Annotated in this window: 25 protein-coding genes; 10 read left to right on the top strand and 15 right to left on the bottom strand. The window is 40.6% G+C overall.

Translation table 11 applies throughout. From position 1 onward, the window contains the following. Positions 1-311 precede the first annotated feature (311 nt). The 3 genes from nrdH to nrdF all read left to right on the top strand — a co-directional run bounded on the left by nrdH (position 312) and on the right by nrdF (position 3953). Positions 312-536 (top strand): glutaredoxin-like protein NrdH, encoded by a 225-nt coding sequence (gene nrdH, locus IGJ45_RS02975; protein ID WP_003127409.1) that lies wholly within the window; start codon positions 312-314, stop codon positions 534-536. Between the two features lie 98 nt (positions 537-634). Then, positions 635-2794: a class 1b ribonucleoside-diphosphate reductase subunit alpha gene (gene nrdE, locus IGJ45_RS02970; RefSeq protein WP_003127407.1), complete on the top strand. Its 2160-nt coding sequence runs from the start codon at positions 635-637 to the stop codon at positions 2792-2794. Positions 2795-2984: 190 nt separating this feature from the next. Beyond that, on the top strand, positions 2985-3953 hold the full coding sequence (nrdF, locus tag IGJ45_RS02965) for a class 1b ribonucleoside-diphosphate reductase subunit beta (protein ID WP_003127406.1): 969 nt from the start codon (positions 2985-2987) through the stop codon (positions 3951-3953). A 48-nt stretch (positions 3954-4001) separates the two neighbouring features. On the opposite strand, the gene IGJ45_RS02960 is transcribed toward nrdF, so the two are convergent. From IGJ45_RS02960 to IGJ45_RS02935, 6 genes are all read right to left on the bottom strand, one after another. Continuing rightward, on the bottom strand, positions 4002-5018 hold the full coding sequence (locus IGJ45_RS02960) for an alpha/beta hydrolase (RefSeq protein ID WP_029487237.1): 1017 nt from the start codon (positions 5016-5018) through the stop codon (positions 4002-4004). Positions 5019-5154: 136 nt separating this feature from the next. After that, positions 5155-5871, bottom strand: coding sequence for an MIP/aquaporin family protein (locus IGJ45_RS02955; RefSeq protein WP_003127404.1), 717 nt, complete (start codon positions 5869-5871; stop codon positions 5155-5157). 1 nt (position 5872) lies between these two features. Next, positions 5873-7693 (bottom strand): type 1 glycerol-3-phosphate oxidase, encoded by a 1821-nt coding sequence (gene glpO / locus IGJ45_RS02950; protein ID WP_003127403.1) that lies wholly within the window; start codon positions 7691-7693, stop codon positions 5873-5875. 3 nt (positions 7694-7696) lie between these two features. Continuing rightward, positions 7697-9217, bottom strand: coding sequence for a glycerol kinase GlpK (glpK, locus tag IGJ45_RS02945; RefSeq protein WP_003127402.1), 1521 nt, complete (start codon positions 9215-9217; stop codon positions 7697-7699). Positions 9218-9355: 138 nt separating this feature from the next. Continuing rightward, positions 9356-10795 (bottom strand): helix-turn-helix domain-containing protein, encoded by a 1440-nt coding sequence (locus IGJ45_RS02940; protein WP_005471654.1) that lies wholly within the window; start codon positions 10793-10795, stop codon positions 9356-9358. Next, complete coding sequence (locus IGJ45_RS02935) at positions 10785-12095, bottom strand: NAD(P)/FAD-dependent oxidoreductase (protein WP_003127400.1); 1311 nt, start codon at positions 12093-12095, stop codon at positions 10785-10787. The genes IGJ45_RS02940 and IGJ45_RS02935 overlap by 11 nt, the downstream gene beginning before the upstream one ends. 129 nt (positions 12096-12224) lie before the next feature. Here IGJ45_RS02935 and IGJ45_RS02930 point away from each other — a divergent pair, with 129 nt between their 5' ends. Then, positions 12225-13022, top strand: a complete 798-nt coding sequence (locus IGJ45_RS02930; protein WP_003127399.1) for a DUF92 domain-containing protein — start codon at positions 12225-12227, stop codon at positions 13020-13022. 39 nt (positions 13023-13061) lie between these two features. Here IGJ45_RS02930 and IGJ45_RS02925 read toward each other — a convergent pair whose 3' ends face one another. The 3 genes from IGJ45_RS02925 to IGJ45_RS02915 form a co-directional block, all read right to left on the bottom strand. Beyond that, positions 13062-13772 (bottom strand): MgtC/SapB family protein, encoded by a 711-nt coding sequence (locus IGJ45_RS02925; RefSeq protein WP_005471648.1) that lies wholly within the window; start codon positions 13770-13772, stop codon positions 13062-13064. A 228-nt stretch (positions 13773-14000) separates the two neighbouring features. Beyond that, positions 14001-14702 carry a glucosamine-6-phosphate deaminase gene (nagB, locus tag IGJ45_RS02920; protein WP_003127396.1) on the bottom strand — a complete coding sequence of 234 codons (702 nt, stop codon included), beginning with the start codon at positions 14700-14702 and terminating at the stop codon, positions 14001-14003. A gap of 122 nt (positions 14703-14824) precedes the next feature. Next, a complete protein-coding gene (locus IGJ45_RS02915; RefSeq protein ID WP_060815086.1) occupies positions 14825-15439 on the bottom strand; it encodes a LysM peptidoglycan-binding domain-containing protein in 615 nt (204 codons plus the stop codon). Positions 15440-15680: 241 nt separating this feature from the next. Between IGJ45_RS02915 and IGJ45_RS02910 the strand changes: the two genes are divergently transcribed. The 5 genes from IGJ45_RS02910 to IGJ45_RS02890 all read left to right on the top strand — a co-directional run bounded on the left by IGJ45_RS02910 (position 15681) and on the right by IGJ45_RS02890 (position 19869). Then, positions 15681-16067, top strand: coding sequence for a YxeA family protein (locus IGJ45_RS02910; RefSeq protein WP_005471644.1), 387 nt, complete (start codon positions 15681-15683; stop codon positions 16065-16067). A 353-nt stretch (positions 16068-16420) separates the two neighbouring features. Beyond that, entirely contained in the window at positions 16421-16792 is a 372-nt protein-coding gene (locus IGJ45_RS02905; RefSeq protein WP_060815085.1) for a hypothetical protein, read from the top strand. 438 nt (positions 16793-17230) lie between these two features. After that, complete coding sequence (locus IGJ45_RS02900) at positions 17231-17413, top strand: hypothetical protein (protein WP_029487242.1); 183 nt, start codon at positions 17231-17233, stop codon at positions 17411-17413. A 588-nt stretch (positions 17414-18001) separates the two neighbouring features. Beyond that, complete coding sequence (locus IGJ45_RS02895; RefSeq protein WP_050762665.1) at positions 18002-18571, top strand: hypothetical protein; 570 nt, start codon at positions 18002-18004, stop codon at positions 18569-18571. Positions 18572-18717: 146 nt separating this feature from the next. Then, positions 18718-19869 (top strand): tyrosine-type recombinase/integrase, encoded by a 1152-nt coding sequence (locus tag IGJ45_RS02890; protein WP_060815084.1) that lies wholly within the window; start codon positions 18718-18720, stop codon positions 19867-19869. A gap of 111 nt (positions 19870-19980) precedes the next feature. Here IGJ45_RS02890 and IGJ45_RS02885 read toward each other — a convergent pair whose 3' ends face one another. The 4 genes from IGJ45_RS02885 to IGJ45_RS02870 all read right to left on the bottom strand — a co-directional run bounded on the left by IGJ45_RS02885 (position 19981) and on the right by IGJ45_RS02870 (position 23901). After that, positions 19981-20244: a type B 50S ribosomal protein L31 gene (locus IGJ45_RS02885; RefSeq protein ID WP_005228304.1), complete on the bottom strand. Its 264-nt coding sequence runs from the start codon at positions 20242-20244 to the stop codon at positions 19981-19983. Positions 20245-20343: 99 nt separating this feature from the next. After that, positions 20344-21639 carry a transcription termination factor Rho gene (gene rho, locus IGJ45_RS02880; RefSeq protein WP_003127377.1) on the bottom strand — a complete coding sequence of 432 codons (1296 nt, stop codon included), beginning with the start codon at positions 21637-21639 and terminating at the stop codon, positions 20344-20346. Positions 21640-21641: 2 nt separating this feature from the next. Then, complete coding sequence (locus IGJ45_RS02875) at positions 21642-22901, bottom strand: UDP-N-acetylglucosamine 1-carboxyvinyltransferase (protein ID WP_003127375.1); 1260 nt, start codon at positions 22899-22901, stop codon at positions 21642-21644. A 130-nt stretch (positions 22902-23031) separates the two neighbouring features. Beyond that, positions 23032-23901, bottom strand: coding sequence for a class II fructose-bisphosphate aldolase (locus IGJ45_RS02870; protein WP_003127374.1), 870 nt, complete (start codon positions 23899-23901; stop codon positions 23032-23034). A 388-nt stretch (positions 23902-24289) separates the two neighbouring features. Between IGJ45_RS02870 and IGJ45_RS02865 the strand changes: the two genes are divergently transcribed. Next, positions 24290-24748: a YehR family lipoprotein gene (locus IGJ45_RS02865; RefSeq protein WP_003127373.1), complete on the top strand. Its 459-nt coding sequence runs from the start codon at positions 24290-24292 to the stop codon at positions 24746-24748. Between the two features lie 368 nt (positions 24749-25116). Here IGJ45_RS02865 and IGJ45_RS02860 read toward each other — a convergent pair whose 3' ends face one another. Together IGJ45_RS02860 and IGJ45_RS02855 are read right to left on the bottom strand one after the other, a co-directional pair. After that, positions 25117-25476 carry a PTS lactose/cellobiose transporter subunit IIA gene (locus IGJ45_RS02860; protein WP_003127372.1) on the bottom strand — a complete coding sequence of 120 codons (360 nt, stop codon included), beginning with the start codon at positions 25474-25476 and terminating at the stop codon, positions 25117-25119. Between the two features lies 1 nt (position 25477). Next, complete coding sequence (locus tag IGJ45_RS02855; RefSeq protein WP_003127371.1) at positions 25478-25777, bottom strand: PTS sugar transporter subunit IIB; 300 nt, start codon at positions 25775-25777, stop codon at positions 25478-25480. Positions 25778-25796: the final 19 nt, after the last annotated feature.

The following is a 25796-nucleotide window of genomic DNA, read 5'->3' as shown; positions in this document are numbered from 1 at the left end:
ATTGAGAATGATTATCATTATAATAGAGCGATTTAGGACTAAAGTCAATCTGTTTCACAGAGGAACTTGAAAGTTCGTTCACAATTCGATTTTTTTTTACTCACATCCATTGCATATTCTCGGATCTTTTTGGCTATAAATCGCGATTTTCTAGGAAAAATCAGCTTTTTTTGGCTGTATAAAAACTGGCTAAACACTATAAATTGTGTATGTAATTTTCACAAGCACTAGATATAGTGTTTTTCCGTTGACTTTCTCCAAGACTTATTTATACTAGATTTATAACTACTACTGACTCGGAGGAAATCATTATGAATATTAAACTATTTTCAAAAAACAACTGTATGCAATGTAAAATGGCAAAACGCTTTTTAAGCGATAATCATATTTCTTTTGAAGAAATCAATATTGACAACCAGCCTGAAGCAATTGAGTTTTTGAAAGAACAAGGATTCCAAAGCGTTCCGATCATCACTTCTGATGCACAAACAATCATTGGCTTCCGTCCGGATCAATTACGTCAATTGGCCAGCTAAGCAGTAACTTAACCAATGTGTTTTTGGAGGATTTGTCAGTCGTCAAGACCTGCAGATCCTTTTTTATACGATCAAAACAAGGAAAGAGGTTGCTTTTTATGAGCTTGAAAGAAATCAAAGATGTAAGCTATTTTAAATTGAACAATGAAATCAACCGCCCCGTTGATGGACAGATCCCTCTACACAAAGATAAAGAAGCCCTGGCGGCTTTTTTCAAAGAAAATGTTGAGCCAAATACGATGACTTTCGATTCAGTCACTGACAAAATCGATTACTTGATTGAACATGACTACTTAGAAGAAGCTTTCATTCGTAAGTATCGTCCTGCGTTTATCGAAGAACTTTATCAGTTTCTGTCGGAACAGCATTTTACCTTCAAGTCCTTCATGGCAGCGTACAAATTTTATTCTCAATATGCATTGAAAACTAATGATGGAACAGCCTATTTGGAAAGCTATGAGGACCGTGTAGCATTCAATGCCCTCTATTTTGCAGATGGAGATGAAGAATTAGCTTTGGCTTTGGCTGATGAAATGATCTATCAGCGTTATCAGCCGGCAACACCTTCTTTTTTGAATGCTGGCCGCAAACGTCGAGGCGAATTGGTTTCTTGTTTCCTGATCCAGTTGACCGACGATATGAACGCAATCGGTCGGGGGATCAATTCCGCATTGCAACTTTCTCGAATCGGCGGCGGCGTGGGAATCACGTTGTCTAACCTACGGGAAGCTGGTGCGCCAATCAAAGGCTACGAAGGCGCTGCCAGTGGTGTGATGCCGGTCATGAAATTGTTCGAAGATAGCTTTAGCTACTCCAATCAACTCGGGCAGCGGCAAGGTGCTGGTGTCGTTTATCTCAACGTGTTCCATCCAGACATCATCAGTTTCCTATCTGCCAAAAAAGAAAATGCGGATGAAAAAATCCGGGTCAAGACTCTTTCTCTTGGTGTGATCGTTCCTGATAAATTCTATGAATTGACCCGTAAAAATGAAGACATGTATTTATTCAGCCCATACAGTGTCGAAAAAGAATACGGTATTCCGTTCTCTTACATCGACATCACAAAAGAATACGACAATTTAGTCATGAATCCTAACATTCGTAAAACAAAAATCAAAGCTCGGGACCTTGAAAATGAAATTTCGAAATTGCAGCAAGAATCTGGCTATCCTTACATCATCAATATTGATACCGCCAATCGTTCCAACCCAATCGATGGCAAAATCATTATGAGTAACCTTTGTTCAGAGATCCTGCAAGTTCAAGAACCTTCTGTAATCAACGGCAAACAAGAATATGAAGTGCTTGGCACCGACATTAGTTGCAATCTTGGTTCAACAAACATCGTCAATTTGATGGACAGTCCTGATTTTGGAAAATCCGTCCGTGCCATGACTCGCGCATTGACTTTTGTTACAGATGCTTCTGACATCGACGTTGTTCCTTCTATTCAAAATGGAAATGCGTTGAACCATACGATTGGTTTAGGTGCAATGGGCTTGCATACCTATTTTGCGAAGAATCAAATGGAATATGGTTCTCCTGAATCATTAGAATTCACAGACTTATACTTTATGTTGCTCAACTACTGGACACTTGTAGAAAGCAATAACATCGCCAAAGAACGGGGCGAAGTGTTCCATAACTTTGAGAAATCAGCTTATGCGGATGGCAGCTATTTCACAGACTATATCACAGGGGATTACCAACCAAAATCAGACAAAATCAAAGCGTTGTTCGACGGTGTCTTTATTCCTTCTGGAGAAGATTGGGCCGCATTGGCAGAAGCAGTCAAAAAAGACGGCTTGTACCACCAAAACCGTTTAGCCGTTGCGCCAAATGGTTCTATCTCTTATATCAATGATACAAGTGCGAGTATCCATCCAATCACACGAATGATCGAAGAACGGCAAGAAAAGAAAATTGGGAAGATTTACTATCCTGCACCTTACTTGAGCAATGATACGATTGGTTACTATCGCTCAGCCTATGATATGGATATGCGTAAAGTTATCGATGTTTATGCAACTGCACAAAAACACGTGGATCAAGGAATGAGTATGACCCTCTTCATGCGCTCAGATATTCCAGAAGGGCTCTATGAATGGAAAGAAACCAGTAAACAGACAACCCGTGACTTGAACATTCTGCGTCATTATGCGTTCCATAAAGGGATCAAATCGATTTATTATGTACGGACCTTTACGGATGACGCAGAAGAAATCGGCAGCAATCAATGCGAAAGCTGTGTGATTTAATCACGCACGCTAAGCTAAGCACTGACTAAGAACAAAAAAACTACCTGATTGAATCAAATGTCTTCACCAAAGCATGATCGAGATGGATTAGAGATCCTCCCGAAAGGTTGAAGGCATTTGCGACTGACAATCAGGTAGGCTCCTTTTGTTCTTGTCTCTGGTATCAAGACTACTATTGGAGGAACCTAAGATGGGCAAAACTTATTATGAAGCAATCAACTGGAATGCGATTGAAGACATCATCGATAAATCAACTTGGGAAAAGCTGACAGAACAATTCTGGCTAGATACGCGTATTCCATTATCCAATGATTTAGATGATTGGCGGACACTTTCAGATCTAGAAAAAACAACGGTTGGTTATGTATTTGGCGGGCTAACACTGCTCGATACGGTTCAATCAGAAAGCGGAATGGATCAGCTGCGTAAAGACGTACGCACGCCCCATGAAGAAGCTGTTTTGAACAATATTCAATTCATGGAATCTGTCCATGCCAAAAGTTATTCTTCTATCTTTAGCACATTGAATACAAAAGCCGAGATCGATGAAATCTTTGAATGGACCAATACGAATCCCTATCTGCAAAAAAAAGCAGAACGTATCAATGAGATCTATAAGAACGGGACTCCCCTTGAAAAGAAAATTGCGAGTGTTTTTCTAGAAACGTTTCTTTTTTATTCCGGTTTTTATACACCGCTCTATTATTTAGGCAATAATAAATTGGCTAACGTTGCAGAGATCATTAAACTGATTATCCGTGATGAATCGGTACATGGAACGTATATCGGCTACAAATTCCAATTAGGTTTCAATGAGCTTCCTGAAGAAGAACAACAGCGTTTGAAGGACTGGATGTACGATTTGTTGTATGAATTGTATGAAAATGAAGAACGGTACACCGAAGAATTGTATGACGCGATCGGCTGGACGGAAGAAGTCAAAACCTTCTTGCGCTACAATGCAAACAAAGCATTGATGAACTTAGGCCAAGATCCCCTGTTTCCAGATACGGCCAATGATGTCAATCCGATCGTAATGAATGGTATCTCTACCGGAACCAGCAATCACGATTTCTTCTCTCAAGTGGGGAATGGCTATCTATTAGGAACGGTAGAAGCAATGAAAGATGATGACTATTTCATCGGTCTAGGAGATTAAAAAAAGTTGACCTTTTATTAGGTCAACTTTTTTTCGCGTTTTGAAGCCTTACAGCATCACATTTTTAAGGAAGTCGAGGGTTTCATCCAAACATTTCTTTGATTCTTCTAGCGAATAATCAAATTGGTATTCATGATTGACTGCCTCAGGAACATCTTTGTAAAAGAGAGATTTAACTGGCACATCTAGCTCTTGAAGCTTCTGATCAAAAGCGATTCCTTGATCCTGGAAAGAATAGGCATTGCCATCCGTGATATAGGTTGGCGGAAATTCTTTGGTCAATTTATTGACTAATGACACTTGCTGCAATTCCTTACTGTTTTTCCAATCTTTGGTTCCTAATAAAGACCACGCGACTGTTTTAACAAAGAATTTCATGAAGCGATCATCAGAAGTTTGATGAGCCATTTGCTTCAAGTCAACAGGTCCGCAATAAGAAATGAATCCTTTTATATCTCCTGATGGGATCACTTGCGTCATCTTCATATCTTTGGCGTAATCCGAATTGGTTTGGATCGCTAAGAATTGCCCAGCAATCTGTGAGCCGGCAGAGTCTCCACCAAAAATGACTTTTTTAAAGTCTAACATTGGATATTGCGCTGCCTCTTTCTTGATCGATTGATAGGCTTGATTGATTTGTTTGACTTGCCCTGGGTATTCTAGACTAGGAGCCCACTCATAGTTCAATGAAACCACTGCCACTTGTCCGCGATCTGCTAAGTAGGTCGCAAATTCTTTGGCCCCTTCCTTATCACCACCGACGTAACCACCACCATGCACCCAGAAAACAACTGGTACTTTCGAAGCACCTTGGGGATGATAGAGGTCAAATGTACTACGATCATAGTCAGAAGTATAGGTCAGATCATTTTTTACCGTCACATGAGGCAAACTTTTTTGATACGCGGTTTCATCTGTGATCTTCACCTCGTCATTAAACATTTTTCCAATCAGATAGGCCCCTGGACGAGGCGACACTTGAAAAGCAATCAGTACGACTAGTGCTAGTGTTACTAGAATACCGACAAGCCATAAACAAACACGCAAAATTTTTTTCACATACATGCTCCTTTGCTCTTTTTTCAGCTTCTTTATTTAACCACTTTCGCTGGAAGAATTCAATCAAACGAAGGAATTTATCAAAAAAAAGAAACGATAGCCATCTAGCAGATCGCTATCGTTTAAAAGATCAATGAGTCAATTAGAGCGGTAAAATCATGAATAGTCCGGCTGCCAATGCTGCACCGATAAAAGGTCCAATGATTGGTACAAACGCATATCCCCAGTCAGATGTTCCTTTATTTTTGATGGGCAAAATTTGATGGGCGATCCGCGGACCTAAATCTCGAGCTGGGTTGATGGCATATCCTGTCGGTCCGCCTAAAGAAAGACCGATCGCCAAAATCAAGATTCCGACTACGATTGGGTTCAAGCCATCCGTAAAGGTATTTGCACCAAATGCCAACAAGCCAAATACTAAAACAAACGTACCGATCACTTCGGTCATCGTATTCGCGGCTAAGTTACGAACGGCAGGTCCAGTGGCAAATGTCCCTAAAATAGCGCCTTGATCTTCTGTTTCATCCCATAACGGCAAGTAATTGAGCCAAACAAGAATTGCACCGACGATCCCGCCTGCTAACTGTGCTAACATGAAAGGTACCGCCAATCCCCAAGAAAAATTACCCGTCATTGCCATTCCCAACGTTACAGCAGGGTTCAAATGGGCAGGTCCCATGAAACCAGAGGCATAAACAGCAATCGTCACAGCTGTTGCCCAGCCTGTCGCGATCACGATCCAGCCGGAAGCTTCTGCTTTACTCTTTTTAAGGTTGACTGCCGCACAAACACCATCCCCCAGTAAAACTAAAATTGCCGTTCCCAGAAATTCACTAAAGATTTGTGTTGCATCACTCATATCATTCTCCTCCTTTTAAGGCACTCAAATCTGATTCCGCAATTACTTGATCCAATTCTTCGGCATACATTTGCTTGTCTGCAGCTGTCCATTCAAAATAATCCGCCATTGCATCGATCACACCAACTTTGATCTGATCCAACGTATCTCGCATAAAGAGAACATGATTGGTTCGTCGCAATAAATAATCCACAGGGGTCAGAACCAGTTCTTCTTGCAAGGCATAATTCAATGCCGTGCTTTCTTTTTCGTCCAGCCCCGCAAACGTGGTTTTATAGGTAAGGACTATCGGTAAGTTTGAACCGTAAAGATCGGCCAAGTATCGCGCATCTTCAGGGGAAAAACCGGCAGCTTCGGCGGTTTTCGCCAATTGCGCCAGTTCGTCCTCGACATTGGTCGGATCAATTTCGCCGCCAGACACCGGATAACGCGTGGAATCCACTAATTCAAACTGCTGCCCTTTTGCAGCCAGTAATTCATTGATTCGTTTGACGGCGCCTTCAGCCATTAACCGATAATCTGTAATCTTGCCCCCGGCCAGTGTCAACAGTCCGTCTTGAGACATTTCCAAGCTGCTGCCCCGAGAAACTTGTGAAGGATCCACACTGCTGGCTTCTAGACGTTCCTCTGCTTGTTTGATCGCCCTTTCGACTTGCGGGCGTTTGCGGTGATCGTCCAAATACGCTTCTACAGTTTGCACGATTTGATCAAAGCTTTCATCCGAAAGTTTGCTCTTAGCTCCGCCGTTGTAATCAGAACCGCCATTAGCCGTGATCAGCGGGCGTAACCCCGCCCAGCTAGCTTCAATATCATCCAGTTGGATCGCAGCTTCTGGAAAGCGATGGTTGATGATCTCTAAAAGATAATCGACGTCTTCTTGCGTAACAGTCGGATGGGAAAAATCGCCCGTGTAATCCGTATCTGTCGTACCAAAATACGTCTTGTTCTCCCTAGGAACCACAAAAACCATCCGACCATCATTCTTGCCAGTATCAAAATAAGTTGGCTGAGGTACTTTCAGCTTTTCACGATCCACCACTAAATGGACACCTTTGGTTGGGCGCATTTGCGGCGGTAAGTTATCATTGCTATCTAATTCTCGAACGATATCAGACCATGGTCCAGTGGTATTGATCACAACTTTCGCATGGATGGCGAATTGTTCTTTCGTTAATTGATCTTCTACTTGAACACCATTGATTTTTCCTTGTTCATCATGAAGCATACCGACAACTTTGGCTTTGCTGATCATTGCAGCACCATCTTGATGGGCCCGTTTGATATTTTCGATCACTAAACGGGCATCGTTGTTGCGGAAATCCAGATAGACTCCGCCTCCGGTCAAGTTCTCATGTTGCAGTTGCGGTTCTCGTTCCAATACTTCTTCTTTCGTCAACGTATAATTGGCATATTTACTATCTGTTACATTTGCCAGACGATCATACAAATCCATGGCAATCTTGACAGAAAAAAGATTGAAGGTTGCACCGGGCTCATCGTAGATAGGTAAAAGCATGGGATCTGGTTTAGGAATATGGGGAGCGATCTGTTGCACGATCGCTCGTTCCCTCACTGTATCTGCCACAACTTCGACATCAAATGTTTTCAAATAGCGGATGCCCCCATGAACCAGTTTCGTCGAACGAGAGGAGGTTCCTTCAGCAAAATCCTGCATTTCTACCAAAATCGTTTTCATGCCGGCAGCTGCCGTTTGCACGGCGACTCCAGCACCAGTGATTCCGCCACCAATGATCAATACATCATAGGTCGTATTTTTTGCTTCTGCTAGGGCGTGTTGCCGATCTTTATAAGAAAAAGTCATGGCTTACTCGCCTTCTTTCTTCACTTTGAATTTAAACATCTGAGTCGCTGCCACTGCTTGTTTCCATCCTTCATAAAGGTTCTCACGTTCATCAGCTGGCATTTCTGGTGTAAAGAGTTGACCATCTTCTGCCATTGCTTTCAATTCGTCGAGGTCTTTCCAGAAGCCGACGGCCAAGCCAGCTAAATAAGCCGCCCCCAGTGCTGTCGTTTCAAGATTGGCTGCCCGTTGTACTTCAATATCTAAGATATCTGCTTGGAATTGCATCAAAAGATCATTTTTAGCAGCCCCGCCATCCACTTTCAACAATGGGATATCGATCCCTGAATCTTTTTTCATGGTATCGATGACATCCTTCGATTGATAAGCGACAGCCTGCAAGGTCGCCCGCACGAAGTCTTCTTTCGTTGTCCCGCGGGTCAAGCCAAAAACTGCTCCCCGAGCATCAGAATCCCAATAAGGTGCACCTAATCCCGTAAAGGCTGGTACGACATAGACTTCATTGTCGCCAGTCGCTTTTGCCGCTAATTCTTCAGATTGCGGAGACGTCTCGATCATACGTAAGCCATCCCGCAACCATTGGATCGCTGAGCCGGCAACAAAAATACTACCTTCCAATGCGTAGTATACTTTACCATTGATTCCATAGCCGATCGTGGTCAACAGATCATTGTCGGATAATTGTGGTTCCTCTCCGGTATTCATAACGATAAACGCCCCTGTACCGTACGTATTTTTGATCATGCCTTTTTCAAAAGCCATTTGCCCAAAGAGAGCAGCCTGTTGGTCCCCTGCCATCCCAGCAATCGGTACTTCACTGCCATAAAAATGATAGCTGCGAGTATGGCCGTAAACTTCGGAGTTGCTTTTGACTTCCGGCAACATGGATGCTGGAATATTTAACAAATCCAAAATTTCTTGATCCCATTCTAAACGATGGATGTTATAAAGCATGGTCCGACTCGCATTGGAGTAATCCGTCACATGGACTTGCCCATCTGTCAGTTTCCAGACAAGCCACGAATCAATGGTACCGAATAGTAGATCCCCATTCTCTGCTTTTTCTTGTGCACCTTCCACATTATCAAGCAGCCAGCGGATTTTCGTAGCAGAGAAGTAAGCATCGATCACTAACCCTGTCTTTTCATGGATCATGTCTGTATGTCCGTCGGCTTTCAATTGGTCAGCAATCGGAGAAGATTGGCGCGATTGCCAAACGATCGCATTGGCGATCGGTTGACCGGTATTTTTATCCCAAACAACTGTTGTTTCCCGTTGGTTGGTAATCCCGATTCCGGCGATTGCTTCAGGTCGAATCCCAGATTCGATAAAGGCTCCCGCGATAACTGATTGAACAGAGTTCCAGATTTCATTGGCATTGTGTTCTACCCAACCAGATTTTGGAAAATATTGGGGAAATTCCTTTTGCGAACTACCGACATTTTGTCCGTTGCGGTCAAAAATAATTGCTCTTGAGCTTGTAGTTCCTTGATCGATTGCCATAATATAGTTTTTCTCTGCCATGTTTCTCTCTCCTTTTAAATGGTTGATTTATTCTTTTGATACCGTTTTCTTACATTTATCTTACTCGAATTACCTGTAGTGATCTCGTCAACTTTTTAGAGATTTTCTAAGAAATTGACGAAATCTGGAAAAACGCCATTAGTTGAAGCGTTCGCGAATCATCTTTTTGATTTTTTCTCGATCGTAAGTCGTCCCTAACTCACTGATCCGATATGTAGGAATCGATGTTTCAATCGGATAATTCGTCAAGATCAGATCATAGTCTTGTTCTTTAGCATAGCGCTCAACGACGACCCCATTCAAATTTTTTAAGTACAGCAGCCACATATAAAAGACTGCCTCTTTGAAAAGTGCATCCATATTCAACGCGATGCCTACCCGAAATTCCCGATTGATTTGGTAATCAATGATCGTCAGGACACTCAAATATTTGACCATGGTCATCATATACAATGTATTTTCTTCTGATGCTTCCAGCTTCATTTCTTGTACAGCAGTATTCAATAAACGTTCACTGATCTGGCGAATATTACGACTTGAGAGTTTTGCTTCTAATTGCCAAATATTTTCTCGATCAAAAACTTCGACATCTCCTTTGAAAAAATACAAACGACTATGGATCTGAGAAAGATGAAAATAACAATTGGCTTCGATTTCTTGCGGGACAGCCGGTCGATACAAATGCAGGATATGTTCCAAGATCAGCGTATCGGTAAGTGCTGTCGGCGTAAATCGGGAGCGTTGCAGCATGTACTGGCGAAAATCTTGTTCAGAGAAAACGGAAAAGGAAAGCAAGAAAACAAAATGGAGCATCGCCTCTTCTTCACGAACTTCCAGTGCATAATGCCCAAAACTGCGAAAGACAAGTTCCCGCAGTTGCTGATACAATGGATCTTTCTCATAAAATGCCATGTTTTCCCGTAGTCTTTGAAACGATTGTCCGGGCGCTTTTAAACGATACTTCATGATCTTCAGCCACAAACTGACCCGTTGCTGTGCTTCCTCGGTAAAGGTCAGATTGAGCCCACGAGCGATCAGTCCCACAAATTTTGTATCAATCGGTAATGGCTGACTCTTGAAAGAATTTAAGTACCAAAGCAGCTGAAAATAAAAATAGCGAATCTGAGCTTCTTCCCCCATGAGTTTCCCCTGCCAAATCTCTAATCCGAATTCTGCCAACACTTGATTCAATTCTTTGATTTTGCGAAACAGGGAGGATTCACTAATCATTAATTTTTGCGCTAACGGAATCGTGGCGATTTCTTGATTGATCAATACATGTTCCAGCACTTGAAATTTGATCGACGAGTGGTAGAACACATATTCAATCTGATTCAACGAGAACTCTGGGCTCGTTTCTAGAACTAATGATGAACCTTGATAAAAAAGATGGCATTGATCAGAATAAGGAGCTAAATATAGAAATAACTCATCAACATATTTTTCTAAGGATGGTTTGCTGATCCTAAGGTAAGCAGCCATCTCATGAAGCTCTAGTTCACCTCCAACTAGAAGCAGCTTTTTCAGTAGCTGTAATTGCTTGGCTTCTTTTTTTTCTAATAATTGTTCAAATTTCATTGGCAGCACTTCCTAAAGCAATCGCATTGGACAGTTCAAAGACATCAGTAAAATGAGGATGAAAAAAGAAATCTTTTTGCGCTAACTCTGACAATGTGCTCTCCTTTTCAATGGCAAATGCCAGCAGGTTGATTTTTTCTAAGAGATTGTACTTTGACAGTAACTGAGCGCCCAATACTTGCCCGCTTGTCTTGGCAATGATCAGTTTCCCGTGGATCGGTGTGTCATCTACTAATGAAGCTTTAGCGGTAAATTTTTTGACGGTAATTTCTTGTTCATAAAAGAAGCGATCTGATTCAGTCATTCCTGTACTAGCCAGATACCAGCCAAACAGATGGGTTCCCACTGTCCGTAAGCCGCCGCGAAAAGGTTCTTTTTTCTCTTGCAAATTATGCGCAGCAGCGATTCCGGAACGAACTGCATTGTTTACTAATGGCATATAAGCCGTATCCCGTGTAATTGGACTGTAGATCTGAATCAAGTCACCGACAGCAAAAATACCCTTTTCGGAAGTTTCCAAATAAGCATCCGTCCAAATCGTATGATCACTGTGCAAGCGCAGCTGCTGAAATGCTGGGTGCGGCCGCGGTCGGACATTGACGGTCGTCAATGCAAGCGCGCTGAGCAATGTCCGATTGGCGGTCTCCACTCGGAAGCCTGTTTCCGTGGATTCAATGGCAATGGTAGGTTCTGCCAGATAAAGCTGCAGATTTTTTATTTGTGCTAATTCATCTAAAAAAGGAGCCAGAAACGATTGATCAAAATATTTGAATAAAGGATACGTCATTGATTCCACTAGTTGGACTTGTTTTCCTAGCGTCGTTAATGTGTTGGCTGCTTCCATACCTGCTTGTCCAGCCCCAACGATCGTAATCGTTTCTGCCTGATCTAATTCCTGAATAAATTGCTTGGCAGCGCCGTAATCTTTATAGGTCAATGCGGCTTCATTCATCGGTAAGAGAATTTCTGATTCTTGTGCAGATCCTGCTGCTAAGATCAACCGATCATAAGCGATTCTGCGCTGATCTGTTTGAACGAAATGGTTCTTAGGATCAAGTTTCAACATTGTTTCTTGCAATGCTACTTGAATGTCCAACTGCTCAAGCTGTTCCTTGGAGCAAAAGAATGCGTCTTGCAACGAAGGAATCTTGCCTTCTAAATACAGGAGCATCCCGCTGGGAATAAACCCGATATGGGCTTTTTTTTCAATCAATACGATTTCAGATTCTGGATAGATTTTGCGTGCTTCGATGGCGCAGCTGATCCCTCCGAATGAACCGCCGATGATCACGATTTTCATACACTCACCTCTTAGTCTAAGCTTAAATGAAACGCTCTCATTTGACGAGCAAAATGCTGTCAGTAACGAAAAAAAGCTACATACAAGTTTGCTTTATGCTAAACTGATGAAAAAAGCGAGGTGGAAGCTGTGGTCTTTTTCTATCAATTTTTACTGGGACTGATCTGTAGTGCATTTGTAGCAGGATCCGCTTTTATTTTGCAGTGGTTGTCTTTATCCGGTGCTTTAGCAGCTGCCTTAAGTGGGACGATCATCATTGCTTTGGGACCTTGGTTCAGTATCTTTTTAGTTGGTTTCTTTTTTGCCAGCTCTGGGATCATCAATCACTTAAAGAAAAAAAACTCAGCCGATGATCTGGTGATCAAAGGTGCGCGCCGCGAAGCCATCCAAGTGCTGGCTAATTTATCGCCTAGTTTATTGGCATTGATCGGTTACGCCTCTTTCAACAATGAGAACTATCTCTGGGCATTTATTGTCGGGATCGCTAGCTGTACCGCCGACACTTGGGGATCAGAGATCGGTGTTTTGAGCAAAAAGGCACCCCGAAATCTCTTAACGGGAAAAAAATTACCTGCGGGTCTTTCTGGCGGTGTCAGCCTCCTAGGTACCATTGCTTCTTTTGCGGGCAGCGGCGGTATCGTTTTACTTCTGGCGATCTGTCTCTGGCTCAGCGGCCAACCGCTCTCTTTGACAGCATTGATTTGGGTACTCTTGTTAGGATTTAGCGGTAGTATAATCGATAGTTTATTGGGAGCAACGATTCAAGTACGTTACCAATGCACGGTTTGTCATCAATTTACCGAACAAAAAAGCCATCACCAGCAGCCAACGAAAAAAGTGCATGGCTATGCTTTGATCACAAATGAAGCAGTCAACTTTCTTAGCAATCTAGCGATTGTCGGGATCGCATGTTTCTTTCCTAACTAAAAAAGTACTGCCAAAGGTGTGACCTTTGGCAGTACTTTTTTAACTAACATCAACCAACCGCAGCTTAGTGATATTTTTATAAACTGATAATTCTTCGATAACATCAGAGAAACTCAGCCCCCACGGTAAGTTGATCGTATAAATATTGGTATAGATCCGATAGTCTTCCATGAACTTCACATCAAAGTTGACATCTTCGATCACGATTTTTCGATCAAGAAAATACTCTGTCAAAAATTCCTTTGTTTCCGCACGATGAATGTATTGAATCTCCAATTTTTTGGCTGTCGGGACTCGCACAATTCGCTTGATCACCGTCAGTGCAAAAAAGATCCCGGCAAAACTAGTAATCGAAATCGCATAAAATCCCATGCCGATCGCAATCCCTAAGCCAGCAATCGCCCATAATGAAGCAGCTGTCGTCAATCCAGTTACCGAGCGTTTTGTCACGATAATCGTCCCGGCACCCAAAAAACCAACCCCACTTACCACTTGTGCGATCAATCGAGCTTCATCTGAACGAATGACCCCTGCGAGATCTGGATGATTCAACGCATCACGCATCGCCCCACTAGCGATCTCTACTTGGATCAGTGCAATGACACATGCCCCCATACAGACTAAAATATGGGTCCGTAATCCCGCTGGCCGACTTTTGTACTGTCGCTCAAAACCGATAGCGCCTCCCATGACCATTGCTAAAACGAGTCTAAGAATAATTTCTGGAATCGATAAGACCATATCAACCATTGAAACACCCCTTTTCAACTATACCATCTATTTTTAAAAATGAAAAAAGGAAGGTCCAAATTCCGCAACCCATCTTTAAGCTGTATTCCATGAAAAATAAAAAAAACCGAAGAATCATCGAAAATACCAACTTTTCATCCGACTGGATGAAATGGGGAAGTAGCTGGTTTTTCCGATGTTCATTCGGATTTTGTCGATTAGATTGGACGCTCTGCCAACTAATTGATGTTAAAGATTGGCTGCCGCTGCTTCATCCACGATGACTGTGACATCTGGATGATTTTGCAAAGCAGATGCAGGCAGATCCGTCGTTACCGGACCTTCAATCATCCCTTGGATTGCGTCCGCTTTAGCTGGTCCAAAGGCCATCAAAATAATTTTTTTACCTTTCAAAATTGAACCGATGCCCATTGAGATTGCAGTAGTGGGTACATCTTCTACCTTGTCAAAATAGCGTTTGTTGGCATTGATCGTTGATTCAGTCAAATCAACGACTGATGTTGTGCCATCAAAAGATGCCCCAGGTTCATTGAAGCCAATGTGACCGTTCTGACCAATTCCTAAGATTTGGATGTCAACTGGATGTTCCGCGATCACTTCATCGTATCGTTTGCATTCCGCTTGCAAATCTTCGGCTTTTCCATTCGGTACAAAGGTTTCCTTGAATGGTTTTTTGTCAAATAAATGAGCATTCATAAAGTGGCGATAACTTTGATCATCTTCGCCGCCAAGTCCGACATATTCATCTAAATTAACAGAAGTCATGTTTGAAAAATCGACATCGCTAGCTGTCATCTCTGCATACAATGTTTCTGGCGTACTGCCTGTCGCCAATCCAAGAACTTTAGCGCCGTTTTCAACGCCTTGCTGAATCAATTCAAATGCCTTTTTTCCACCTTCAGCTGCATCTTTCACGCGAATAATTTCCATGATACGCTCCTCATTTCATTTTGGTATAGTCCAATGATACCACACTCTCATTTTTTTGACAAGAATTAGTCTAGACCATAACAAAAAAACAGCTGCATATTTCATGCAGCTGTTTTTGCTGATTACCAGTTTGTGTAAACGTCGATTCCGCTGTGACCAACGCCTGTATCATAGACTTTGTAGGCACCCAAAGAAGATTGCCCTGTTGAGCCTTTGGCTTGATTGTCACTAGCTACAACGATATAACCATCTGCATCACGGATCGTTCCGTCAGCGGCAACATGTCGGCCAGGAATATCTAAGCCGCCACCAGCTAATACTTTTTGTGAATAATAAGATTCTCTGACACCATTATAGTAATTGATACCGTCCACTGGATTCAAGACTCCTGAACCAGTACTTGGTGTACTTGCAGCGCTAGTGCTAGCAGCGTTTGATTGTGTAGCTGCCGGCGCAGTTTCAGTTTGCGCTTGCGCTGTTTCTGTCGTTTCTTGCGCGCGTGTCATCGGTTGTGCATCACTAAAAATCAGCAATGTTTCGCCATCAAAAATCAAATTAGGGTCTTGAATGGATTCATTCAATGCTAAAAGGTCATCCACTGTCGTACCATATTCAGTTGCTAATCCTGACAGTGTGTCTCCTGGAGCAACCACATGGGTTTGTTCCTCTGCAGATGCAACAGTGCCTCCGATAAATAAACCTAGTCCTGCAACAGCTGTGAATACAAATTTTTTTATTTAAAAAACCTCTCTTTTTGTGTATTTGTACCTCTCCCCAGGCACAAATAAAAGATTAACATTACAATATTGCAAAATGATTTCAATTCTATTTTCTTCTATCACAATTCCTCGACAGAAAATTACAGCTATATTCTCATGTAAACAATCAAAAACTTACAATAGTGTTATCTTTTTCAATGAATTTTTTAAGCTAGTCCGTGTTATAGTCGTCTCAGCAAAAAAGAAATGAGGGTTAATTATGAAAAAAATGATGCTTGCTCTTCTTGTAGTCGCACTTGGTGTAGGAGGCTATTTTAGTTATAAATACTATTCTGAGACCTATCAAGGAGTCACTGCCTATGCACGCACACCAAAAGAAACACCTGAAAGGAAACAAACAGTAGACGGTTCAGGAAAAAAAATCGAAGGCTATTCTTCTTATAAATATACGTTTGAATTTGTTAAAGAAAATGGCGAAAGACAAGAAATGACCTATGAATTGTCTGGTGAAGATATCCAGCCTTATGCTCCTAACACACTAGTTAAAGCAGAGATCAGTCAAAAACGTATCATCTCCGGACCGAATGAGGTCGCTGAAAAAGATGTGCCAGCTGATGTATTAAAAAAATTAAATGCACAAAATTAACATTTTTCATTGATAAAATTGATTTTTTTCAAAAACCAAAAACTTCTGAACTCAAGAGTAACTGTCTTCTCCACTCTGCTTTCAGGAGTTTTTTTATTTATACATTGTTTTAATAATAATATCCAATCCCTCTTATAACCTTATTGTGACGGGGTTTATCAAGGTGCATTCCTCCGTGACAGAAAATCACCGCAATTTTTCTCAGTCTGTAAACCAAGATTTCATTTCTTAAGCAAAAACAATCATGCCTAATACTCGAACCATTGAAATAACAAATCCTACTGTTGACCTCTGAATAAATATTTGCTAAATTATTTTCTGCCTTTTGGTAATTTTTTTTTAGGAGTGTGAACGTGCCTTTTGTTGTATATTTTTTTCTTTCTTTATTAATCATTTATATCCCTTTTCCCACAGCACTTTTGTTCTTTCAACAGCTTGCCGAACAACATGCTACCATCACGGCTTTAAACAAACTATCATTACTTTTTTTTGTCCTACGCGATTATTACATCAGCTATCACCTACTAAAAAGATGCCAAGTAAAAGCGAGTAGTTATCTTATCTTGATTCTCATGAATCTTGGTGAATTACTCGTACATATCTACCTTTACCAGCGTTACGGAACTGTCAATTTAACGATTACCTTACTTTTTCAACTCTTTCTATTGTTCTGCATGTTTGTTTTTCCTTGCTTCAAAAAATTTAGATGTTACATATTTGAATAAACAAAGGTTTATTGATTACTTGATGAGTAGTGAAGAAACTTTTAGTTCCAGTAGTTTCTTCACTTTTTTGTTTTAACAGTTGTTTGAAAAAATTGGCCTTCTTGATTGCCGAGGAATAATCGAAAAAAAGAGTTCGATAACTTGTGGGACTGAATTATCTTTTACTAATAGGCCTAAAACCCTATATATTTTTAGAAAGTTATAATTTAAACTAATCTAAAAAGGATGTGTGAATATGTTAAAAGTATTAGTCTTTTGCATAGCCGTAGCTATAATCATTGCCCTGTATTCGAATAAAAATCGCTCGAAGAAATAGAAGTTCTTTCTATTTCTTTTTTATTTCGTCGGATAGTGAAATTATTTATTTCGACTTTCTTTGGTATTATTTTTTCACATTGAAAATAAAGTATGATATGCTGTTCGAAAGGAGTGAGCACTTTGAAAAGAAAAACTAGTTTCTACCTTTACCTGCTAGCCGCTTGTGTAAACTTTATAGCAGCTTTTTTATTTTTAGCTTCAATTGGTGCCATTCCAAAAATTGCAGGGCTTTTATTTTTTGCGAGCTTTTGTGTCCACCTAATACGAGCAATTAAACTTAAAAAATCTGAAAAGCAAAACTGATTCTGATTTCATCTCGTTAGTTGCCTGATTTGGTGAATAACTGATTAAGTATCAATTTTTTTTGATATTATTTATTTATCATAGTATTCTTTTTATAGAGGTGATTAGATGAAAAAGAATAGTGCTTGGTTAAAACCTTGGAAAATTATGTTGATTGTTCTCGCTTCTTTTGCTGGTTCCTTTATTGCAAAAATGGTCTTTTCTTTATTTTTTGTACACATGTAATAACTTTGATCCGCCCATAATCCTTACTAAAAGAGCGATTTCTTTTAGTAAGGACGTTATTTATTCCTACAGTTCCTAGTGTGTGGAAAGAAGAATGAAAGCACGAAGATATGGTATAGAGATACTTGTATCTCTATACCATATCTTCTAGAATGTGCGTTGAACGTATGGAATAATAAATACGGAACAAAACACTTTCATCATAATTATATTTTTACTTTTGACAGCGAATCTATTTTCGTTGAACCCATGAAAATATTTTGCTAAAAAAAGAAAGCTCTTAGAAGCTCCAACTTCTAAAAGCCCTAACCTCATTTCTGAGACAGTACAAATATATTATATCAAAGAATCGAGGAAATAAAAATGGCAAAAAGAGTTAGAGGCGAAGATGGTAAATTGTATAAGGTAAAAAAACCCTTTTACAAAAAGGTATGGTTCTGGATTTTAGTGGTAATTCTAGTTGCTGCAGTTGGCGGATCTCTTGGGGGTAATTCTAAAGATAAAAACTCTGCTGAGAAAACATCTACCAGCTCAAAAGAAGCAACTTCGACATCAGATAAAACATCAGAAAAAGCTTCATCAGAAAGCCAAGCTCCAAAAGAAGAGAGCAAAAGCGCTGATGAACAATATCAAGCTATTCTAGACGAATACACTCAAAAAATTAAAGAAGCAGCACCGAAGTTAGTTGATGAATACAATGCTGAATATCCTAATAATCAAAACGGAGTAGAAGGTTTAGCAGAATTGTCAAACGACAAAATAAGTGAGTTGGCTGAAATTTCCAATGAAGGAATACAGGAAATGGCAAATGTTCATTTGACTAGCGGATCTGGGAAATATGAAGATTACGAAGATTGGGCTACGAAATTGACCGATGTCTATATGGAACAAGCAGAATTAATTACTGATGCATATATGACTTCTGCACAATAAAAAAACACGCCCCACCGACCAAAGCGAGAGCGTGCTAAAACCAAATAAACCTAATGCTTATTTGCTATACCCAATTATACCAAATTGAAAGGAGTGATGCCACTCGTTCGACATGCTGGCGGACAAGAAAGGACGATAATATATTTATGGCGAAAATAAAGAAATATAAAAAGAAGAATGGTGAAATTGCCTATAAATTTCATGTTTACCTTGGTAAAGACCCATTAACTGGTAAAGAAATAAAAACTAATCGTAGTGGTTTTAAAACAAGACAAGCGGCAAATCTTGCTTTATCTCGATTGCTTCTAAAATCAAAAAGCGCTGATTTTATTTTTGATAGTAACCTTCACTTTGAAAAAGTAGCAGAAATGTGGTTAGAACAGTATAAGAATACTGTGAAAGCAAGTACACTTACTGCTCAAAAATTTGCTCTAAAGAAGCATATCATACCTCATTTCGGAAAAATTCCGATCAACAAGATAACTATCCCTTATTGTCAGTCTAAAGTAAATCATTGGTTCAGCTATTACAAAAAGTTCAATAATTTGATTATGATTACTTCTCAAATCTTTCAGTATGCTATTAGTGTACGCTTGCTTACTAATAACCCAATGAATGGTGTAATTCGACCCAAAAGACAAATGGACATTGATCAAGAGGATTATGCAGCGCCCTACTACAGCCAAAAACAATTGATTACTTTTCTAGATAAAGCAAAAAAACAGTTGCCTTTTTCTGAATTCCTGATGTTTAGAATTCTAGCATTTACCGGACTTAGGAAAGGTGAGCTACATGCCTTACGTTGGAAAGATATAAGTTTTGGTCGAGGAACCTTGTCTGTTAAACAGACGGTTGCTACTGCTGATGGTTGGAAATTAATTTTTCAAACCCCTAAGACAAGAAAAAGTGTCAGAGAGTTATCTTTAGATGATGAGACACTCAAACTTTTGAAACGTTGGAAATTACAGCAAAAAGAGCTTTTCTTCAAACTAGGGATAAAACATGATAATGAAGAACAATTACTTTTTACCTCAGAAGAAAACAAAGTTTTATATCTTGATTTTTTAAATCATCGACTAACGAAAATTCTTAAAGATAATAACTTAGAATATATGACAGTTCATGGATTTCGTCACACTCATTGCAGTCTCCTACTTGAATCTGGCGTACCTATCAAAGAAGTTCAAGAGCGCATGGGGCATACAGATATAAAAACAACAATGAATGTATATGCTCATGTAACTGATAAAAAGCGGGAAGAGACAGGTAATCGCTTTGCACAATTCATGACGAACTAAGTTTAAATAATATCGCAACAAGAAACGCAACATGCGCAAAAAAAGAGATGTCTCCAGTGAAGGAAAACATCTCTAAATCGTTGATAAACCAACGTTCTAACCTTGTTAGAATTATTCCGCAGCGTTCGCGTCTTTGAGACCGTATTTTTTGTTGAAACGGTCCACACGTCCATCTGCTTGTGTGAATTTTTGACGTCCAGTGTAGAATGGATGTGAATCAGATGTTACTTCGACACGGATCAATGGATACGTGTTGCCATCTTCCCACTCAACAGTTTCTTGTGAATTCTTTGTTGAACCTGATAAGAATTTGAAACCAGTAGTTGAGTCCATGAATACAACTGGATGATAATCTGGATGGATATCTTGTTTCATTTCTTCTTCTCTCCTTTGCCCTGGTCCATTTGCTGTACCAGAGTTGATTTGTCGATTTTACAACATGACTATCTTACCATGTTTCGTTTTTCGATGCAATTATCTTTTTAGATTTCTTTTTGGCCGTTTATCGCCAAAATGTACGTCATGAAAAGCAGACAAGAAATCCGCATTGGTTTTTGTTTTTCTTAAAAACTGTAGGAATTGTTCCGTGAATTCTAATGAGTCACCAGTCATATTATTGCGCAAGCGCCAAGTCTCTTCTAATTGTTCGCTGCTCATCAAGAGCTCTTCTTTTCTGGTACCGGATTTCTTGATATCGATGGCTGGGAAAATACGACGCTCGGCTAAACTGCGAGAGAGCTGCAGTTCCATGTTTCCGGTTCCTTTGAACTCTTCGTAGATAACATCATCCATTCGGCTGCCGGTATCAACTAACGCAGTGGCTAAAATCGTCAGACTGCCACCTTCTTCGATATTCCGAGCAGCTCCGAAAAATTTCTTCGGTTTGTATAATGCGGCTGGATCGATCCCGCCACTCAATGTACGGCCGCTTGGTGGCACGACTAAGTTATAGGCACGCGCTAAACGCGTGATACTATCCATCAGTATCACAACATCACGCTTGTCTTCAACTAAACGCATGGCACGCTCCAAAACCAATTCAGAGACCCGAGTATGGTTGCTAGGCTGCAGATCAAAGGTCGAAGAAACAACATCTCCTTTGACACTTCGTTCCAAATCCGTCACTTCTTCCGGGCGTTCATCAATCAATAAGACGATCAACTCTACATCCGGGTGATTGTCAGTGATCCCGTTAGCGATTTCTTTTAATATACTAGTCTTCCCGGCTTTCGGCGGGGCAACGATCAATCCCCGTTGACCAAAGCCAACCGGCGCCAGCATGTCGATCATCCGTGTTGACAGACGACCAGGGGTAGTTTCCAATTTCAAATGACGATTCGGATAAAGCGGCGTCAATGCAGGGAAGTGCGGTCGTTCTTTTGCTTCTTCCGGATCTTTGCCATTCACAGATTCTACATGCATCAAACCATAATAACGTTCTGACTCTTTTGGCGGTCTCGCTTTCCCCGCTACTTTGTCGCCATTTCGCAAACTGAAGCGGCGAATCTGAGAAGAAGAAATATAGATATCTTCTGCACTGGGGCCATAATTGATTGGACGCAAAAAGCCATAACCTTCCTGTCCAACGATATCAAGGATACCTTCCATATAAAAGAAACCCTGTTTTTCTGCTTGGGCCCGAATAACAGCCAGTGATAATTCTTTTTTGTTCATTTGGCTGTAATAAGGAATTCGAAATTCTTTGGCAAACGTGTAGATTTCTTTTAGCGTTTTGTTCTCCAGTTCTGCCATTGTTAGATAGTCGCTCATAGTTACTCCTCTACCATTTGAATGTCAGCCCCTAAGGCTGTAAGTTTATCGATTATATGATCATATCCCCGTAAAATATATTCGACATTGAAGACTGTGGTGGTTCCCGTAGCCATCAGTCCAGCAATTACTAAACAAGCTCCTGCTCGCAAGTCTGATGCAACGACTTCTGCGCCATGAAGCTGGCTCGGTCCGTTGAGCAAGATCAAATTGCCTTCCGTTGTTGCTTGCGCACCCATCCGTGCAAGTTCTGGTATGTGATTGACACGTTTTGCATAGATTGTATCCAAAATTTCTGACGTGCCATTTGCTTTCAAAAGTAAGGGAGTGATCGGTTGTTGCAAGTCGGTAGCAAAACCAGGGTATGGGTATGTTTTTACATTGGCTGGCTTTAAATCTTTCGATGGATAAACATAGATTTCATCTTCACTGATATCCATGCGCACACCAATTTCTTCTAATTTAGCGATGTAGCTTTCAAGATGCTCATAAATGACATTTTTGATGGTGATTCCTTCACCGGCTGCTGCCGCCAAAGAAAGATAAGTGCCTGCTTCAATCCGATCGGGAATGATCGAATGGCGGCAACCGTGTAATTCTTGGACGCCTTCAATGCGGATCTCGTTGGTGCCTGCCCCACGGATCTTGGCTCCCATGTTGTTCAGCAAAGTTGCCACATCAATGATCTCAGGTTCGCGAGCGGCATTTTCGATGATCGTCTTGCCTTTAGCTTTGACAGCTGCCAACATGACATTGATCGTCGCTCCGATAGATACCATATCCAAGAAAATCCGTTCTCCGGCAAGCCCCGCTTCACTTGTACGCAAATACATCGCACCATGCTCATTCGTAACCGTAGCCCCTAACGCCTCGAATCCCTTGATATGCAGATCGATCGGACGAGGACCTAGGAAACAGCCGCCAGGTAAGCCCACGACTCCTTCACCGAACTTGCCTAACAATGCGCCCATGAAATAATAAGAAGCGCGTAAACTATTGATTTTGCCGCTTGGCATCGGAATCGAAACGATCTCGGTTGGATCGATCGTCAGTGTGTTTTCTTCAAAGTGCGTTTGAACACCCATAATTTCTAATATTTCAATCAATGAGTGCACGTCTTGAATATCCGGCACCCCTTCTAATACGACAGGAGAATCAGCCAAAATCGCCGCAGGAATCAACGCTACTGCACTATTTTTTGCCCCGCTGATCGTCACTTCTCCTTTTAAGGGACGATTGCCTTGAATGACAATTTTTTTCATCTATATCCACCTATACTTTAGAGTTTGTGTGTATCATGCCAATTTTAGCATAGAACAGACAAAGAAAAAAGCAGGATTTCCCCACAAAAAAAGAACGATCACTTGTGATCGTTCTTTTGAACTGAAAGAATTAAGCTTTACCAGCTGAACCGAACCAGTCAATGTGTTCTTCTGCATCTTTGATGATTGCAGCTTTACCTGGTGCCAATAGTTTACGAGGGTCAAAACCTTTACCTTCTTGGTCTTTACCAGCTTCGATATATTCACGTGTTGCTTTTGCGAATGACAATTGGAATTCAGTATTTACGTTTACTTTAGAAACACCCATTGAAATTGCTTTTTCGATTTGTTCTTGAGGAATACCAGAACCACCGTGTAATACTAAAGGAACATCAGAACCTACAGCATCAGCGATTGCTTGTAAGTGGTCAAAAGCAAGTCCTTGCCAGTTTTCTGGGTATTGTCCATGAATGTTACCAATTCCGCAAGCTAGGTAATCAATACCAGTTGCAACCATTTGTTTACATTCTTCGATGTCTGCTAATTCACCAGCTCCGATGATGCCATCTTCTTCACCACCGATTGAACCAACTTCACATTCAACAGAAACGCCTTTAGCATGTGCTTTTTCAACAACTTCTTTAGCCAATTTCAAGTTTTCTTCGAATGGTAAATGAGAACCATCGAACATAACTGAAGTATAGCCAACTTCGATACATTCCATTGCTGCATCGTAGTCACCATGGTCTAAGTGAATCGCAACTGGAACAGTGATGTTCATTGATTCAACTAGATCACAGATAAGATCTTTAGCAAGTTTGTATCCGCCCATGTATTTTGCAGCACCCATAGAAGTTTGAATAAGAACTGGCGCTTTTTTCGCTTCAGCAGCTTCTAAAATCGCTTGAGTCCATTCTAAGTTATTTGTATTGAATCCACCTACTGCATATCCGCCTTGACGAGCAGCTTTTAAGAATTCAGCTCCTGATACTACTGGCATAAAAAATTCCTCCTAAGTTTTAAAAAACTTTATTTGTTAAGCAATGCTTAACCGACACTGCTATTTTAGCAAACATTTGCAGTATTTGCTACTAAAAGATGTAATTCTCTTTTCAATAAAAGATTGCACAAATTAAAAATTCTTTGCTTTTCATTTTCTTTTCTGAAAAAACTTTGTGAAACTAGCCTCTCGTCTTACATTTGTTTGCATACAATAACAAGAATACTTCTGAAAATTCGAGAAAAAATTCACGAACTTTTTCAACAATTTATCATTTTCCCGCTGACGATATGGATTGCCTATCGGACAAAGAAAGACTATTTGTTTTTGAGCATATGAATAGCTCTTGCAGGTGGAGTATACTATCATGAAAAAAAGGAGGGATAGAATGAAAAAAACAGTAGTGGGATTTATAGCGTTGTTGGGTATATTCTTTTTAGCAAGTTGCGGAGCAAATGGAGCGAGTCAAAAAACCAAGACATTCACGAATGAACAAAACGGAGTTCAAATGGAGTTGGTCTTCAATTACGAAGGTGACGAAGTGAAAAAGCAAACCGCCAACAATATCATGCCTTATTCTTCTGTTGGCGTATCTACGAAAGAGGAAGCAAAACAATTATTGGATCCGATCGCCAAACAGTATCAGGCAATCAAGGGTATCGATTATTCGCTTGATTACGGAGAAGATGCAGCAACCGAATCATTGACGATCGATTACAGTAATTTAGACTACGATGCGGCAAAGCAATTGCCAGGGGTCACATTTGAAGGTGATACTTCAAATGGCATCAGCATGGAACGAACGGAAAAAATGTTACTAGACCAAGGGTATACCTTGAAAAAATAAACTATTCCTTTGAGAAACGAGCGAATGTGGAATGGTCCTAGAAAGATCATCCCTACTGGCCCCTGAAAAAGGGGCTTTTTTAATGAAAACCAGCTTTCCCCCATTTCTTCTTAACGGAAGAAATGGGGGAGCTGTTCTTCGTATGTTTCTTTTGCTTTTTTACTTCTTTGAACGAGTCCATGCATCCCATCCTCTCAAAGAGATAGTGCCATTTGCTTTGGTAATCCACTTTTCTTGCCTGCTCCGTTTTGAGACCAGCTTTTTTTATCTTTTTTCCTAGAAAAATGTTCCACCTGCCATAGACCAAGAAAAGACGTCCACGATTTCACTCGAATCGTCTCATCGTAGACGTCTTTCTTCTTTGATTGTTATTCTTTTGTGTTCAATGAAGAAATATGCTGATCAATCATCTGCTTTAGCCCATTTACTTCTTCATAAAGTAAATTGAACTCTTTGGCCAACTCACTCATAATATCTGCACTCATTAACAAGTCCTCGGCGTGACTCAATAACAACGACATCCAAACTTTATCACCTTGTGCTTCTTGCTGTACCAATTGCCGATGAGCAATATGCGCTTTGTGATAATGACTCTTGCCACTTTCAATCGCAGATAGGGCCTCTTTTGTTTGCTCTTTTCGCATTTGTTGAATACTTTCGAAAAAGCAACTTCTTGCCATCCCAGCTTCGGAAATAATTTGAAAACAAATTTGTTCTTTTTCTTCCATCTTACTCTCCTATCAATTCCAGCGCTTGTTCTAGTGCTTTTTGTCCGTCCATCATACCGTAAGTTCGCATATCAATAGAAGCTGTTGGGCAAGCCACTAACCCTTGAACTTCTGCTAAACGATAAGAAACCTGTGGACCTAATAACACACAATCTGCATCTTTAGCCACACTAGCTACCGATTCGATTGAAAATGCGTCAATCGATACTGGAATAGCTTTTTTTTGAGCTGCTTGTTTCATATTATTTACTAAGACACCAGTAGACATTCCACCAGCACAAACTAAAACGATCTTTTTCATCTTAAATCCCCCACTTAAT

Source organism: Enterococcus sp. DIV0574 (genome assembly GCF_051711125.1).
Classification (GTDB): Bacteria; Bacillota; Bacilli; order Lactobacillales; family Enterococcaceae; genus Enterococcus_D; species Enterococcus_D gallinarum.
The sequence above is the reverse complement of the archived record's forward strand: the minus strand, read 5'-3'. Positions and strand labels throughout refer to the sequence as shown.

What these genes read in the sequence shown, in the direction of transcription:
- nrdH (WP_003127409.1), top strand. Translation starts at nt 312, where the DNA reads ATGAATATTAAACTATTTTCAAAAAACAACTGTATGCAATGTAAAATG.
- nrdE (WP_003127407.1), top strand. Translation starts at nt 635, where the DNA reads ATGAGCTTGAAAGAAATCAAAGATGTAAGCTATTTTAAATTGAACAAT.
- nrdF (WP_003127406.1), top strand. Translation starts at nt 2,985, where the DNA reads ATGGGCAAAACTTATTATGAAGCAATCAACTGGAATGCGATTGAAGAC.
- IGJ45_RS02960 (WP_029487237.1), bottom strand. Translation starts at nt 5,018, where the DNA reads ATGTATGTGAAAAAAATTTTGCGTGTTTGTTTATGGCTTGTCGGTATT.
- IGJ45_RS02955 (WP_003127404.1), bottom strand. Translation starts at nt 5,871, where the DNA reads ATGAGTGATGCAACACAAATCTTTAGTGAATTTCTGGGAACGGCAATT.
- glpO (WP_003127403.1), bottom strand. Translation starts at nt 7,693, where the DNA reads ATGACTTTTTCTTATAAAGATCGGCAACACGCCCTAGCAGAAGCAAAA.
- glpK (WP_003127402.1), bottom strand. Translation starts at nt 9,217, where the DNA reads ATGGCAGAGAAAAACTATATTATGGCAATCGATCAAGGAACTACAAGC.
- IGJ45_RS02940 (WP_005471654.1), bottom strand. Translation starts at nt 10,795, where the DNA reads ATGAAATTTGAACAATTATTAGAAAAAAAAGAAGCCAAGCAATTACAG.
- IGJ45_RS02935 (WP_003127400.1), bottom strand. Translation starts at nt 12,095, where the DNA reads ATGAAAATCGTGATCATCGGCGGTTCATTCGGAGGGATCAGCTGCGCC.
- IGJ45_RS02925 (WP_005471648.1), bottom strand. Translation starts at nt 13,772, where the DNA reads ATGGTTGATATGGTCTTATCGATTCCAGAAATTATTCTTAGACTCGTT.
- nagB (WP_003127396.1), bottom strand. Translation starts at nt 14,702, where the DNA reads ATGGAAATTATTCGCGTGAAAGATGCAGCTGAAGGTGGAAAAAAGGCA.
- IGJ45_RS02910 (WP_005471644.1), top strand. Translation starts at nt 15,681, where the DNA reads ATGAAAAAAATGATGCTTGCTCTTCTTGTAGTCGCACTTGGTGTAGGA.
- IGJ45_RS02895 (WP_050762665.1), top strand. Translation starts at nt 18,002, where the DNA reads ATGGCAAAAAGAGTTAGAGGCGAAGATGGTAAATTGTATAAGGTAAAA.
- IGJ45_RS02890 (WP_060815084.1), top strand. Translation starts at nt 18,718, where the DNA reads ATGGCGAAAATAAAGAAATATAAAAAGAAGAATGGTGAAATTGCCTAT.
- IGJ45_RS02885 (WP_005228304.1), bottom strand. Translation starts at nt 20,244, where the DNA reads ATGAAACAAGATATCCATCCAGATTATCATCCAGTTGTATTCATGGAC.
- rho (WP_003127377.1), bottom strand. Translation starts at nt 21,639, where the DNA reads ATGAGCGACTATCTAACAATGGCAGAACTGGAGAACAAAACGCTAAAA.
- IGJ45_RS02875 (WP_003127375.1), bottom strand. Translation starts at nt 22,901, where the DNA reads ATGAAAAAAATTGTCATTCAAGGCAATCGTCCCTTAAAAGGAGAAGTG.
- IGJ45_RS02870 (WP_003127374.1), bottom strand. Translation starts at nt 23,901, where the DNA reads ATGCCAGTAGTATCAGGAGCTGAATTCTTAAAAGCTGCTCGTCAAGGC.
- IGJ45_RS02865 (WP_003127373.1), top strand. Translation starts at nt 24,290, where the DNA reads ATGAAAAAAACAGTAGTGGGATTTATAGCGTTGTTGGGTATATTCTTT.
- IGJ45_RS02860 (WP_003127372.1), bottom strand. Translation starts at nt 25,476, where the DNA reads ATGGAAGAAAAAGAACAAATTTGTTTTCAAATTATTTCCGAAGCTGGG.
- IGJ45_RS02855 (WP_003127371.1), bottom strand. Translation starts at nt 25,777, where the DNA reads ATGAAAAAGATCGTTTTAGTTTGTGCTGGTGGAATGTCTACTGGTGTC.